This is a genomic window from Amphritea pacifica (genome assembly GCF_016924145.1).
GTDB lineage: Bacteria > Pseudomonadota > Gammaproteobacteria > Pseudomonadales > Balneatricaceae > Amphritea > Amphritea pacifica.
In genome coordinates this window covers 1-14937 of sequence record NZ_JAFFZO010000005.1, presented here as the reverse complement: position 1 = coordinate 14937, position 14937 = coordinate 1, and the positions used below count along the sequence as shown (strand labels likewise).

Genomic DNA, 14937 nt, shown 5'->3' with positions numbered 1-14937 from the left:
GACTTAAATGAAACGGATTGTATCAGAGCAGCTCAAGCATCGCTTCAGCGCTACTCACTTCAAAGGTTTTTGGCTCCTCGACATTGAGGGCGGTCACTACACCATCTTCAATAATCATTGAGTAACGCCGTGAGCGGATGCCTCCAAATGAGCCGCTGTCCATATCCAGCCCCATCGCCTTAGTCAGATCAGCACCGCCATCCGCAATCATCGTAATCTGCTCAGCATTCTGCGTTTCAGCCCACGCCTTCATAACAAATGCATCATTCACCGAAAGACAGGCGATCAGATCGACGCCTTTGCTGAAGATATCATCCGCATGAACGATATAACCCGGCAGATGGGATGCAGAGCAGGTCGGCGTAAACGCACCTGGCAAGGCAAACAAAACCACTTTCTTATCAGCAAAAAGCTGATCCGTACTCACGGCAGACGTTTCACCAGCCAAAATAGTGCTGACACTGACAGCCGGAATTTTATCACCCACTTGAATCATAATCGTTACCTATAGATGTTATTTAATACTTAGTTATCCCGATCAACATAGAAACCAGATCATCCGGTATTTCATTCTATAACGGAAGTTTAGCAGAGCCAGGATTAGCATCTGATAACAACCGCACCACTATTGCCGGGTTTTAATGCGTTTAAAGGATTATTTCACAGTGCTTACTTGATAGTTTCTACCTGATAGTTCCGTTCGGCATTTGCTGTTACCTGAGCCCAGTAAGAAGATCGGGTTCGTGCCTGGTGTGCCTGAAACGAGTCACTGTCAGAAAACTCTTCAAAGACATCGAAGCGACAGGGGTCAGTCTGACACTGAGTCACCTCGAATCGAAGGCATCCCGGCTCACTGAGCGTCAGTTGTTGATGATGCATCAGCTCCCGGATGACGGCATCAAGATCCGACTCAGGAACCCGTATAAAACCTGTTAAACGGACCGTTGATATCACTATTTCACCCACTTATCCATGTTAACTTTGCCAATACAGAGACCAGCTCATCCTCTTGAGGCTCATTACATACTAATGCTGCAGAAATAAGAAGACTGTCATCAACAAATAAGAGAACCTACGAGGAAAAGGAACAACTAAAGGCGAAGGAATTATTGCTTCTGTGCCTCATCCAACGCTGCCGCCCTTTTCGCCGCTTCGCTCTGGATATAATCGCTCATCTCTTTGCCAAACTGTTTAACTTCATCGGGACGGGTAGGCAGTTCGGGAACGTCCGGAACAGTATGCGTGGAATTGAGATCGGTTGATGCACCAGGCGCATCAGCTTTCGGCGCCATCTGCTGAATGGTCAGCAAACCAATAATAAGCAGCGCAACCATCAGTAAGATCAGTTTCATCAAACGTCCTCATTATTCATAACTGCCGTTAAACAACACATCAGTTTAGCAAGAATATCAGACTTATAAGAACAAGGTGATTCCTGATAAATAAAACAGAGGCTTTTCATGGGAATGTCAGGCAAGGCTTAGCGAGCGACATGTAGCTCTCTTACACGAGCGAGCGTAAACGCAGCATGGTGCTCCCCTACCAATAAAAACTGAGTCTTTCCATGGAGATGTCAGGCAAGGCTTAGCGAGCGACATGTAGCTCTCTTACACGAGCGAGCGTAAACGCAGCATGGTGCTCCCCTACCAATAAAAACTGAGTCTTTCCATGGAGATGTCAGGCAAGGCCTAGCGAGCGACGTGTAGCTCTCTTACACGAGCGAGCGTAAACGCAGCATGGTGCTCCCCTACCAATAAAAACTGAGTCTTTCCATGGAGATGTCAGGCAAGGCTTAGCGAGCGACGTGTAGCTCTTCTTACACAAGCGAACGTAAACGCAGCATGGTGCTCCCCTACCAATAAAAACTGAGTCTTTCCATGGAGATGTCAGGCAAGGCCTAGCGAGCGACGTGTAGCTCTTCTTACACAAGCGAACGTAAACGCAGCATAGTGCTCCCCTACCAATAAAAACTGAGTCTTTCCATGGAGATGTCAGGCAAGGCTTAGCGAGCGACGTGTAGCTCTCTTACACGAGCGAGCGTAAACGCAGCATGGTGCTCCCCTACCAATAAAAACTGAGTCTTTCCATGGAAATGTCAGGCAAGGCCTAGCGAACGACGTGTAGCTCTTCTTACACAAGCGAACGTAAACGCAGCATGGTGCTCCCCTACCAATAAAAACTGAGTCTTTCCATGGAGATGTCAGGCAAGGCCTAGCGAGCGACGTGTAGCTCTCTTACACGAGCGAGCGTAAACGCAGCATGACATTTCCATGGGAAGACTCAGCAGATGCGGGGGAGTTGCTCGGCCGAAATCCAATCCACCATCCGCCGTCCACCAAACACCGTTTCCATCTGCACAAACTTCAGCGGATCTGCGGTCACTTCACCAATAATAGCGGCCTCGTTACCTTTCGGGTGCTGTTGCATAATGGCCAGCAGTTGCTCCGCTTTATCCGCCGGACAAAAAGCCACCAGCTTACCCTCATTAGCCACATAGAGCGGATCAAGCCCGAGAAATTCACAGGCGGCACTGACCTGGGGTTTGACCGGTATATTCGCTTCATAGATGGTAACTCCGACATTGCTGCTCTGAGCAATCTCATTCAGGGTGGCTGCCAGCCCGCCCCGGGTTGGATCGCGCATACAGTTAATCTCTGGTACTCCAGTTACCATTGCAGCTACCAGATCATGCAGGGACTGACTGTCTGAGGCGATGGTGGTTTCAAAAGTCAGCCCTTCCCGCAGTGACATAATGGCGACACCATGATCTCCCAGGGTACCTGAGAGCAGAATCTTATCTCCCGGTTGCACCCGGTTACCGGAGAGATGCAGTTGTTCCGCCACCACGCCAATACCTGTGGTGTTGATAAAGCAGCCATCCCCTTTACCCCGCTCCACCACTTTGGTATCGCCGGTAACGATGGCGACACCGGCGTCTTCTGCTGCGCGGGCCATCGATTGCACAATCCGTTGCAGATCTGCCAGCGGGAACCCCTCTTCCAGGATGAAACCTGCAGAGAGGTATTTGGGTACCGCCCCTGACATCGCCACATCGTTAACCGTCCCGTGCACCGACAGGGAGCCAATATCACCACCGGGGAAAAACAGCGGCGAAATCACATGACTGTCGGTGGCCATTACAGCCCGCCCCGGCGGCAGGGTAAAGCAGGCCTGATCATTCATCTGCTCCAGCCAGGGGTTGGAAAACGCCTGCAGAAACAGCTCATCAATCAGTTGCGCCATCGCTTTACCACCGCTGCCGTGGGCCATCTCTACCCGGCCATTCTGCAGATCCAGCGCATGGCTGTATTCAGTTCGTTTGGTCATCCTGTATAAATCCTTATCTGTGGGCCGCTTGTATTAACTGTCGCGATATTTCATTTTGCTCAGGCGCTCTCTTTAGCGATCAGCGATTCCTGATGTCGGCCGTAGCTATAATAGGCCGCACAGGCACCTTCACTGGACACCATACAGGGGCCCAGTGGATTTTCCGGCGTACAGGCCCCGCCAAACAGCGTACAGTCCCGCGGTGATTTAACCCCGTGTAAAATAGGTCCACACAGACAGGCGGAGTTTTCCGCTGAACTACGATATTCCACCGGAAAACGTTTTTCCGCATCAAACTCGGCAAACTCTGCTCTGATCTGCAGCGCGCTACGGGGGACAAAACCCAGACCTCGCCATTCGAAGCTATCCCGCTCTTCAAAGGTTTCATCAACAATCTGTTTAGCGCGCTCATTACCCTGCCGTGTCACGGCACGGGAGAACTCATTCTCAACCTCTGCCCGACCCTCATTCACCTGACGGATCAGCATCAGAATCGCCTGCAGCAGATCCAGTGGTTCAAAGCCGGCAATGACAATCGGCTTACTGTATTCGACAGCAAAACGCTCATATGGCTGACTGCCAATCACAGTGCTGACATGGGCCGGGCCGACAAAGCCATCCAGTTTTAGCAGCCCCAGCGCTCCCGCTTCAGGGGAATCAAGAATACTGCTGATCGCTGCCGGGGTGAGCACATGGTTACAGAACACACTGAAGTTCTTCACTCCCAGCTTTTTCGCCTGATGAATCACCAGTGCTGTGGGCGGGGTGGTGGTTTCAAATCCGATGGCAAAGAACACCACCTCCCGATCGGGATTATCCTGTGCCAGTTTCAGGGCATCCATAGAGGAATAGACCATCCGCACATCGGCCCCCTCTGCCCGCGCTTTCAGCAGGCTACGCTTGCGCGAACCGGGCACCCGCATCATATCGCCATAGGAACAGAGAATAACATTATGGGTGACCGCCAACTCTATCGCGGTGTCCAGACGGCTGATCGGCAGGACACACACAGGACAACCCGGCCCGTGAACCATGTTGACATTATCCGGCAGCAGATCCGGAATACCGTAGCGGAAAATGGCGTGGGTATGCCCACCACAGAACTCCATCAGGTTGTACTGCCGCGACGGCAATGCTTCGCTGCGGATACGTTCGGCGATCTCCCGCGCCAGTTTGCCATCCCGGTATTCATCGACATACTTCATGGGAGCACCTGCTGATTATCGTTGATTGCCGTTTGCAACTCGCCCAGTTCGGCGAACAGTTCCAGTGTTTTACAGGCCTCTTCCGGATCGATCTTATTCAGTGCATAGCCCACATGCAGAATGACATAATCACCGACAGCCAGATCTTCGATCAGCGCCACATTGATCTGTTTGCGAACGCCTCCGATATCGGCAATCGCGGTGTCACTATCGAGTATTTCAACCACCTCTACGGGTATTGCTAAACACATTGGGAAAACCCCTTTACCGGTTGTTTATCGTTGTTATTTTGCCGGGCCAGCGCATGTGCTATCTGTGCCTGGCCAAGGCTGATCCCCGCATCATTGCAGGGTAATTTTGCTGCACTATAGACGGTTATCCCCGCCTGCTGTAATTTTTCTGTGAGTCCCTGTAACAGTATCTGATTAAGGAAACAGCCGCCCCCCAGTACCACACTGCTGATATTCATTATCCGACTCTGAGCGATAACCCAGCGACTCAGCCCCTCAATCAGTTGACCGTGAAACAGTGCGGCACCCCATTCAGGGTCTTCAGTATCCGCAATACACTGTAGCAGTCGATTCAGCATTGGCTGGCCGGACTCACTGAAGTCGATCAGAAAATCCTGCTGCGGATGGCCAAAGCGTTGCAGATAACGGCAGGCACTGGCCTCCAGCTGCATCGCCGCATCCGCCTCAAAACTGTTGCGATGACAGATACCTAACAGGGATGCGACCGCATCAAACAATCGGCCTGCACTACTGCTTTGCGGGCAGTTAAAGCCCTGATCCAGCATCTGTTTAACGGTGGTCGCGGCGGGTTGAGAGAAGCGGGCCGAAATCTCATCGCCACGCCCTAACCGATGCAAAACAGCCGCAGCGGAACGCCAGGGCTCGCTTGATGCACGGTCACCACCGGGCAGTGCCAGTCGAGGCAGATGCCCTAAGCGGCTATAGCGATGCCCCTCCACCCGCAGCAATTCCCCCCCCCATAACTGCTGATCAGGCCCCAGACCGAGACCATCCAGTGCCAGCCCCAGCACTGCTTCACTGATATTCTGTTCGGCCATGACCGAGGCGATATGCGCATGATGATGCTGAACCCGGTGCAAGGGGATATCGTTCTGCTGCGCATACTCCCGGGCAAACCGGGTGCTATAAAAATCGGGATGCAGATCGCAGACCACCTGCTCAGGCTTAATCCCCAATAATGAGGTCAGGTGCCCGGTCATCTGAGCCAGCGACTGACAACAGCCCGGGTTATCCAGATCTCCAATATACTGGGATACATAGGCCCGGTTCCCCTGCGTCAGACAAAGGGTATTCTTGAAAAAGGCGCCAACTGCCAGGGTCGCCGGACCACTCTGTGGCAAGCGAATCACCTGAGGAGCCAGCCCCCTGCCCCGGCGAATCAGCGGCATCTGATCCGACAACCCATTCACCACTGAGTCATCACAACGGATATGAATATCCCGGTTATGCAGCAGAAAACCATCAGCGATTCCCTGCAACTGAGTGACGGCCTGCTGATTATCGGTCACCAGCGGGTTGCCGCTACGGTTACCGCTGGTCATCACCAGCAGTGGAGTCTGAGGCTGGCGGAGCCAGTCGGTTCCGGCAGGGCTACCACATAAGCGGTGTAACAGAAGATAGTGCAACGGGGTGTGGGGCAGCATTACACCACACCAGGCCAGGCCAGGAGCAATGCCCTCAGGCAACTTACCCGCGGAAGGACAGAGCAACACCGGCGCATCCTGGGCCTGCAATCGTTGTTCCCGTGTGACATTCAGCGACACTATCGACGTCAGCGACTGCGGATTCAGCCCCATCACAGCAAACGGCTTAACCGGGCGACTCTTGCGCTGTCGCAGTCGAGCAACGGCCACCGGGTTGCGGGCATCGCACACCAGATGAAAGCCGCCAATCCCTTTAACGGCAACAATCATCCCCTGCTGAATCTGTTCCACTGCGGCGGTCAGCGGATCCCCCTGCTGAGGTTCTCCCGTCCCCGCAACAAAACTCAGGTGGGGACCACAGACCGGACAGGCGTTTGGCTGAGCATGAAAACGACGATCCGAAGGATCAGAATATTCAGCGTTACACGCAGAGCAGAGGTTAAACTCAGACATGGTCGTCTGGTGACGATCATAGGGCAGCGCCCGGATAATACTGTAGCGCGGACCACAGTTAGTGCAGTTGATAAAGGGGTAAAGATAGCGCCGGTCACCCGCATCAAACAGTTCATACAAACAATCCTGGCAGACGGCAGCATCAGGGGTTGCCGCCACCTGCAGGTCACCCTGGCGGCTTGCAACAATACTAAAACCGGAAAGCCGTTGCGGTGCGGCAGGTTCCGCCTGTAGCGTTTCAATCAGCGACATTGGAGGTTGTTCCTGCTCAAGCAACTGCTGGAACAACAGAAGATCAGAGGCCGATCCCTCTGCAAATATTTCCACCCCTGAAGCAGAGTTGGCAACGGTACCCGTCAGGCCAAGACGACAGGCAAGGTTATACACAAAAGGCCGGAAACCGACCCCTTGCACCTGCCCTCTGATCCGGATACTGATTGCTGCAATAATGATAGTCCGCCTCTGCTCACACCTGTTATGACTTTACTAACAGTCTACAAGTTATATGCCAACAGACAGAATATAACCCATCAACAGCTGTAACGGGGAGGGTTACAGTTAAACCCTGTTATATATATGGAAAGCAGCTTGTCAATTTATCAGATATGCGGTTAGCCGACTTGCAAAAAGTGCTTGTTAATATATCAAACGTTATAAACCGAAACCAAACCTGAGCAACATAAAGCACAACATGCCGGCAACAATGGTGGTCAGCAGATCCCGACGCCAGAACGACACCAGCGCAGCGAAAACACCCGCCAGCAACCAGGGGTTATCTGACTGTAACCATAACTCCCCCCGGGGCAACAGAACCGCCGGAACAATGATGGCCGTCAGTACCGCCGGGGGTACGAAACTCAGTCCAGTTGTCAGCCAGAGGGGGAAACGCACCTTACCCGCAACACCGAACAGCACATAGCGAACGCTGAAGGTCACCAGAAACATCCCCAGAATCAACAATGCTTCACTCATGTGTGATCTCCGGTGCTGACTGCCGTTTAAGTAGCAGGTGCAGAGATAATCCGGTTGAGATACCGCACAGTGCCGCCACCATTAACCCCAGCTTATGGGGCATGCCTATGGTTGCCATTGCGATCACGCCGGACACAATTACCGCCCCCCACATCGGTTTACTCTTCAGGTAGGGAACCACCATACCGATAAAGGTGACCGACATCGCAAAATCCAGCCCCCAGTCGGTCATGTCGGGGAACAACTCTCCTAACGCGATACCCAAGCCCGTGCATAAAACCCAGTTACCATACATCGCCAGCCATGACCCCAGGTAAAACCAGTGCGCATGTTCGGTATTGTCCTGCAGCAGAAAACGGTTACTGACCGCAGCAAAAGTCTCATCGGTCAGTCCGAACGCCATCATCACCCGCCAGCGATGGGGCAGATGAGCAATTTTGGGTACCAGGTTGGCGGCATACAAAATATGGCGTAGATTGACGACAAAGGTGGTGGCAATAATCACTGGGGTTGCGGCCCCCGCCGCCAGCAGCCCAAGGGCGATAAACTGCGCAGAACCTGCAAACACAAACACCGACATCGCCAGTGCCCCCAGCGCGGATAAGCCACTGGGCCCGGCCAGGGTACCGAAGATAATCCCAAACGGGATAGCACCGATTATCAGCGGTACGGTGGCTTTGGCACCGTCGAGCATCTCCCGACGCTTTAACGAAGCATTATCCTGATTCATAACGTTACAATTCATAGTCGTAAACTCATGCCCGTAAAGTCAGTGTCATATAGATATCGGCCCTGTCATAATAAGACTGGCCTTCAGGATGGGGGATCTCCCGGAATCCCAGATTCCGATATAGCTGTAAAGCCCGCTCCAGTTTGCTCGAACTTTCAAGAAACACCTCTGAAGCGCCCAGCTCCCGGGCTTTATCCAACGCAGTCATCAGCAACCGGCGACCGACACCGATCGTTTGCCAGCTGTCATCGACTCCCATTTTCGAGATTTCATAACGCTCATTGTCATGCCTTGCCAGCGCCACACAGCCAACCACCTGGTTATCTGCCTGGTGTCGGGCAAACCAGATATAGCCTCCCTGGGCAAGATAGTAGCCTTCAGGATTATTCAGCGCCTCGCGGTCTCTTTCCAAAAGATGTCCATCAAAATAACGGTTAAGCCAGGCCAGATTGAGACGACGGAAATCATCCCGCAGCTCAGCATCCCACCCCTGAATAACGATATCCTGCCCCTCATTACGACGTGCCAGCTGTTCCACGACCGGGGTATAGAAACCTCGCTGTTGCAACAGGTTTTCAAACTCTGCAAGCGAATCCAGCAGGGGGTGCTGCTGGCAACTGATCAGAGTGTCAAGCTGCCCCTGAATCGCCGCCCAGACCGGGGTAATCTGCTCCAGCAGTTGCTCACTTTTTGACGATAAAGCCAGCAACTGACGCCGCTCATCTTCAGGATCCGCGGTTTTACTCAGCCACTCCTCCTGCTGCATTTTGCGGGCGATCTTACTGATAGCCGGATGAGTCACTCCCAGCCTTTCGGCGGCATCGGTGACAGTCATAGCGCCCTGTTGATGCAGCATATTGAACAGCGGAAAAAAAGTCGGGTTAAGCTCTATACCCTGGCTCTGATACAGACGAATGACATCCTGCACCAGCCGGTCCGACAGCCGCTTCAACCGGCTGCCCAGTGACAGACTGCCGAAACTTTTCATGTAATCCATAGAACCCAACCCCGATACAAGATAAAAACACGATAGCAATTACGTAACCAGTTACATAATTTACTATAAAAAAGGGGATTATGCATCCCCTGATGTCATTTGAAATTGAGACTGAGATTCGATCTCATGGCTATTTGAATCTCTCTACATTAGGCCCTGTTTAGGCTTCAGGTGATTTCGGCTCAAAGTTTAAAATGAGTGATTCAAATTAACGTGAGACTCTTCTTGCAAGATGGTTTCCAACGTTGTCAGAAAAACTCGTGCGGAGAACTTCGTTGAATTTTGTTTTGCGGAGAAAGTATCGAAAAGAACAACGTAGCGTATGCTGCACTTTGGTTTTACCCCAATTCCTCGGACATTCAGTCTTAAGTTAGCTTACGCTTTTTACTTCGTCTGTGAGTTTCATAAGAGCGTTTTAACGATCTATTGCTACTTTGATATGAAGTAGAGAAACACTTAAAAAGTATGTTCCGCATAAGGTAGACTAGAGATTGGTTTATTCGCAATGGAGGCGAAATGAGGATAAGAAAAATAGAAATTCAGAATTTTAGAGGGATTAAAAAGCTTTCATGGAACCTGCCTAACCAAAATATTTTCTGCCTGATCGGTAAAGGAGATTCAGCAAAGACGACAATTCTTGAGGCGATTCGCTGTGCATTTCATCCCCAATGGAATCTCGCATTTAATGATTCTGACTTTTATTTTTGCAAGACGAATGATCCGATAATGGTTGAAATTCTATTTGGTGATCTCCCGGATGAATTCTGCTCGGATCAGAAATACGGTGCGCACCTAAGGGGTTGGGATATAACCAATTTTAGACTTCATGACGAACCTGATGATGATGACGAATTGGTTCTTAGTGTCAGAATTACAGTGGCTAGAGATTTGGAGCCAAAATGGAAAATTGTAACTGATAGAAATCCAGAGGGCGTTGAATTTAAAGCAGTGGACCGTACGAAGGTAAATGTTGGTCTGATTGGCTCATATAGCGAAAAACAACTTACTTGGGCAGCAGGAACTGCCTTGGCCAGAATCACAGATTCCAATAACTTAAGTGAGTCCCTCGTAGACGCAACGCGGGCAGCACGGGACTCTCTCGATGGGCAGCGTGCCGGTGCATTGAAAAGCTTCGATGCAGCAGCAGCTAAATCTGAGGGTGTAGCCAAAAAGCTAGGCGTTCCTGTTAAAGATTCATTCAAAGCCCATTTAGACTTAAGCTCAATAAGTATTCGCGTCGGTGGGCTGACGTTACACGATGGAGATATACCTCTACGGCAACTCGGGTTAGGTTCTAGAAGAATACTTCTGTGCGGTATACAAAAGGAAAGCTTAGATAAGAAGCACATTACCCTTTTCGATGAATTAGAGCTTGGCTTAGAGCCTCATCGCATTGCAAGGTTGATCAAACACATCAAAGATGATTCAACTGGGCAGTATTTTTTGACGACTCACTCACCATCCGTTTTGCGTGAACTGACAGTTGACCAACTTTATGTCGTTCACAAGATAGCTGATGAAGTAAAGGTAATCGCTACGACCGGTGAAAAACTTGATGGTTTAAATATCCAAGGACAACTTAGATCAAGCCCGGAAGCTTTCTTGTCCACAAAAGTAGTGGTTTGCGAAGGAGCTACTGAAGTGGGGTTCCTGCGCGGTCTAGAGAATTATTGGATGAAATCTGATTATAGTCCATATTCGTACATAGGAGCTGTTCTGTTGGATGCTAATGGGGCAAGTAAGCTCAAGGGGCTGGCTGCTGGCTTTAAAGCACTACACTATGATGTATGCGCTGTAGCAGATGGTGATGCAATAAAGCAGTTCTCACCCGAAGATGCAGATGTCTTGGCTAAACGAGACATAAAAGTAATTATGTGGTCCGAACAATTAGCCCTTGAACAGAGAGCTATGTTAGATCTGCCTTGGGCTAGTGTTCTCAAAAGCGTCGAATTGGCACGAAAAAGTGGAATGTCGGTGCATGCAAATGTGCGATCTAAACTACAAATGGGACTCGATCGAGATGTATTGAAATGGCGTGAATCTGATGACCTGCGCAAGGCTATTGGTGATGCAGCGAAGAGTTCTGCTTGGTTCAAGTCTATCTCTGGTGGAGAGCGCTGGGTTGAAATAATAGAGCCCGCCTTTAATGAAGTGGTATTTCAGAAAAGCGATATGGGAATCAAGTTGAATCAACTCCGTTCATGGTTAGATCATGAGTGATAATATGCATTTAGAATTAGCTAAGTTCGAAGGTAAGGGCTACGTGATTGCACCTGCTGGATATGGTAAGACTCATCTTATTGCTAATGCCGTTGAGGCTACGACGCAACGTCAGTTGATTCTTACACATACATATGCAGGCGTTCATTCTATCCAAAAAAAAATGCAGGACTTAGCTGTGCCCTCCTCACGTTATCGAATTGATACCATTGCAAGCTGGTCGCTACGAATGTGTTTGAATTACCCCATAACATCAAATTGGGATAAGGAATTTCCAAGCGGAAATGAATGGAAGCAGCTCTATGTAGCTTGTACTTCCTTGTTAAATAAACCATTTATGAAGCGAATTGTTCTCAGTTCATATGCAGGTGTGTATGTCGATGAATATCAGGACTGTTCTACTCAGCAGCACTTTTTGGTCGAGGCTTTAGCGAACTTACTACCTTGTCGCTTACTAGGTGATCCCATGCAAGCAATTTTTGACTTTGCTGATCAACCTGTAGACTGGGAACAATATATCTACCCGCATTATCACAATTTAGGTGAATTACGAATTCCATGGCGTTGGAATTTAGCCGGTTCTAAAGAACTTGGAGATTGGCTCGACGGTGTGAGTATGAGTCTTCGCGCGGGCGGAAAAATAGATCTCAACGCTCCATTGCCAAAAGGCGTCGAGAGAATTGCAGTGGATTTGGATGACTTTGCTAACCCAAAACGGCTCAATTTCTTTTACAGATTTTTAAAAAATGAAGAAGCGGTGATAGCGATTTATTCTGGAGACCAAAAGTCCAAAAATAAGACACATAAGCTAGCACAGTTGTTACGTGGTAAATTCTCTAGTATTGAGGAGGTCGAGGGAAAAGACTTACTCAGCATTATAAAACAGCTTGAAAAAGAGCCTTCACCTGGTAAGCGATTGCTCTGCGTCATCAAGTTAGCAAAAAAATGTTTTAACTCAGTGGACAAGGTATTGACGGCAGCTACTAAGAGGGGTCAGCGCGGAAATCTAACAAAGACGACTAGGTATCCCGACGTATTAGAAGCGACCAACAATTACTTAAATGAATCTACGAGTAGTAATTTACTACGCATTTTAGATGCTATTAATAGGAAACCGGAAACATCAGCATATCGTCGCGACATGCTGAATCGGATGCTGAAAATCCTTCGACTTCATGCAGAAAACCCTGATTTAAGTCTCATGGAAAGCGCGCAGCGCTTCCAGCGAGATCTTCGTCATGCTGGACGGCCTATTCGTCATAACAAATTAATAGGCACTACCTTGCTCGTCAAAGGACTGGAATATCCCCATGCCATTATTTTAGACGCCGATGCCATGAGTCCGAAAGAGTTATATGTAGCGCTAACTCGTGGAGCCAAAAGCATTACAATTGTTAGTCAAAAAGGTGTTATTCCTATCTGAGTTTGAAGTAACCCCAAAGGCTCATGATACCTATAATTTTATATGTTTGGGTTTCGTCCTTAACTAAGATATTGTCCGGTAGCTTGAGGCTGAGACTTAAATTGTCATTTGTGCGGACAGTTCCTCACGCTACAAATAATTTATTTTGACTTAGAGACATCTAGAACGAACACATCAATCAATCCTTTAATTTTAGATGGAAGTTCCTCTTCGATTTTTAGTTTTAATTCCTGAGCACTTCTTAGTCCATGGTTGCTTCGTTTTGCAACCATTTCATCCGCACCAAACCAGATAACAAGATAGATACCCTGCTGCTCTGCATCTGGGCATTTGGTCAGTGCCCGAACAAACAGCGGTCTCTAAATCATTAAGCGAAGTGCTTAATCGCGCTATTGATATCAGTGCCTTTAAAGAACAGAGCTACCAAAAATGGTACTTTGATGAGCATCGGATGCTCAGAGATGTTCGTATCGATTTTCCAAGGGTCTGCCAAATCTGTTTTGATGAAGACCCTCACATGGATTGGCGCTGGGGCCTGGGAACTGTAGCGCGTTGTGACAAACACAATGCGCTATTACTTGATAGTTGCCCAAATTGCCATGAAAAATATCAATGGCATACATCTCTTATCAAAGGGTGTTCAAATTGCGGTCTCGCATGGCAACAGCTTGCAGAAGAAACCAAACTTTCAATTCCTGCTATGTCACCGATTGAAAAAATGCTTCTTCCTGATGAATCCGGTCAAATAGCGGCTACAGATAGTGATATACGCAACATATGCAGAAGTCTCGTTCGCGCTGCTCGCCCTTACGACATTTTACAGGAGTCACTTCAGCGGATACCATTCTCACATATGCACAGTGAGTTGCTATTGAACGCATTAGAAAGAATTGAGTCGCCGTGGACTCATAGTATCGTTACCGAACGCAATGAATACATTCGTCCGTTTCGCCGCAAACTGTGCTTAGATAACGATACTCAACAGTATCGCTTTCATATTGGTTATCGAGAGCTAGCCAATCATTTAAGCATTACAACAACTGATTTGAGAGTTGCTACTAAAGCTAATGCATTTCCAAGACTAAACCCTCGAGTAACTAACGTACGCGATCAAATTTTTGATCTTCGAGTTGTGAATAAGATATTACACAAATTTGAAGGTCATCTGACTATGGCCAACGCTAAATCAGTAACCTTAAGCCCGCGTAGCAAAGCTCTAACCCAGGGCTCAATCAGTTACGGTCATGTTTTAACCTCCGTTCTGAATCAAGAGCTTGTTGGTTACTTTCCAATGGAAGGCAACTATTCATTAATCACAGTTAAAGTTGAAGACTTAGATAGCTGGTTAAAGGATCAAACTTAGGAATTATGTTCCGAGCCACTTAGAAAATTAACAGCTGCGCAGATGCTTGGATGTCCGAAATCTCATGTAAACACTCTTGTAAAGCTGGATAAGCTCAAATTGGCCTTTTCGCAAAATACTTTGTTTATAGATGGCAGTTCCTTTCTTAAATATTTGGACAAATTAAATGAATGAACTGAACTTGTCTTTACGCTAGGGATATAACAATCATACAAACACGAAGTTTCCATGGTTTGAAGAAAAGACAAATTTTCTTATAACACGTTTAGATAATCACCTTCGTGATGCTTTCAAAGATAAGCAATAATTATCGATTTGACCTCACAATCATATTAAACCGGTGGAAGTTTACATCTGATATAATGTACCCATGATTACAGATGCACGCAAGCTCAGCACAGAGCAACAAGAACTTTTACGCCAGCAAGCCATTAAACTCCGTGAGAAGGGCAAAACCTTTCAAGAGATAGGAGCCTTGCTCAATGTCCATCCTGATACTGTTGGTCGCTGGTATAAACGCTATCAAGAGGGAGGCAAAAAAGCCTTAATCGTAGGGAAACGAGGGCCAAAAG

General features: G+C 48.7%; 14 protein-coding genes. 4 read left to right on the top strand and 10 right to left on the bottom strand.

The annotated features are described in order from the left end of the window. Positions 1-22 precede the first annotated feature (22 nt). The 10 genes from JW499_RS03405 to JW499_RS03360 form a co-directional block, all read right to left on the bottom strand. Complete coding sequence (locus tag JW499_RS03405; RefSeq protein ID WP_205209276.1) at positions 23-496, bottom strand: peroxiredoxin; 474 nt, start codon at positions 494-496, stop codon at positions 23-25. A 173-nt stretch (positions 497-669) separates the two neighbouring features. Continuing rightward, positions 670-954 carry a putative quinol monooxygenase gene (locus tag JW499_RS03400; protein WP_332874409.1) on the bottom strand — a complete coding sequence of 95 codons (285 nt, stop codon included), beginning with the start codon at positions 952-954 and terminating at the stop codon, positions 670-672. 152 nt (positions 955-1106) lie between these two features. Then, on the bottom strand, positions 1107-1352 hold the full coding sequence (locus tag JW499_RS03395) for a hypothetical protein (RefSeq protein WP_205209275.1): 246 nt from the start codon (positions 1350-1352) through the stop codon (positions 1107-1109). A gap of 928 nt (positions 1353-2280) precedes the next feature. Next, positions 2281-3327, bottom strand: a complete 1047-nt coding sequence (hypE, locus tag JW499_RS03390) for a hydrogenase expression/formation protein HypE (protein WP_205209274.1) — start codon at positions 3325-3327, stop codon at positions 2281-2283. Between the two features lie 59 nt (positions 3328-3386). After that, positions 3387-4532, bottom strand: a complete 1146-nt coding sequence (gene hypD, locus JW499_RS03385; protein WP_205209273.1) for a hydrogenase formation protein HypD — start codon at positions 4530-4532, stop codon at positions 3387-3389. Further along, the gene (locus tag JW499_RS03380) at positions 4529-4783 is read right to left on the bottom strand and encodes a HypC/HybG/HupF family hydrogenase formation chaperone (protein ID WP_205209272.1); all 255 of its coding nucleotides are present in this window, start codon (positions 4781-4783) and stop codon (positions 4529-4531) included. Before JW499_RS03380 ends, hypD begins: the two co-directional genes overlap by 4 nt. Further along, on the bottom strand, positions 4774-7086 hold the full coding sequence (gene hypF, locus JW499_RS03375) for a carbamoyltransferase HypF (protein WP_332874411.1): 2313 nt from the start codon (positions 7084-7086) through the stop codon (positions 4774-4776). Before hypF ends, JW499_RS03380 begins: the two co-directional genes overlap by 10 nt. A 225-nt stretch (positions 7087-7311) precedes the next feature. Next, the gene (locus JW499_RS03370; protein WP_205209270.1) at positions 7312-7632 is read right to left on the bottom strand and encodes an AzlD domain-containing protein; all 321 of its coding nucleotides are present in this window, start codon (positions 7630-7632) and stop codon (positions 7312-7314) included. Beyond that, the gene (locus JW499_RS03365) at positions 7625-8377 is read right to left on the bottom strand and encodes an AzlC family ABC transporter permease (RefSeq protein WP_205209269.1); all 753 of its coding nucleotides are present in this window, start codon (positions 8375-8377) and stop codon (positions 7625-7627) included. Before JW499_RS03365 ends, JW499_RS03370 begins: the two co-directional genes overlap by 8 nt. Before the next feature lie 10 nt (positions 8378-8387). Continuing rightward, on the bottom strand, positions 8388-9359 hold the full coding sequence (locus JW499_RS03360) for a bifunctional helix-turn-helix transcriptional regulator/GNAT family N-acetyltransferase (RefSeq protein ID WP_205209268.1): 972 nt from the start codon (positions 9357-9359) through the stop codon (positions 8388-8390). A 516-nt stretch (positions 9360-9875) separates the two neighbouring features. On the opposite strand from JW499_RS03360, the gene JW499_RS03355 reads away from it, so the two are divergent. From JW499_RS03355 to JW499_RS03340, 4 genes are all read left to right on the top strand, one after another. Continuing rightward, complete coding sequence (locus JW499_RS03355; RefSeq protein WP_205209267.1) at positions 9876-11579, top strand: ATP-dependent nuclease; 1704 nt, start codon at positions 9876-9878, stop codon at positions 11577-11579. Next, positions 11572-13002, top strand: coding sequence for a UvrD-helicase domain-containing protein (locus tag JW499_RS03350; protein ID WP_205209266.1), 1431 nt, complete (start codon positions 11572-11574; stop codon positions 13000-13002). Before JW499_RS03355 ends, JW499_RS03350 begins: the two co-directional genes overlap by 8 nt. Before the next feature lie 337 nt (positions 13003-13339). Further along, on the top strand, positions 13340-14365 hold the full coding sequence (locus JW499_RS03345) for a hypothetical protein (RefSeq protein WP_205209265.1): 1026 nt from the start codon (positions 13340-13342) through the stop codon (positions 14363-14365). Positions 14366-14735: 370 nt separating this feature from the next. Continuing rightward, a partial coding sequence (locus JW499_RS03340) for a helix-turn-helix domain-containing protein (protein ID WP_205209264.1) occupies positions 14736-14937 on the top strand: 202 nt, incomplete at its 3' end.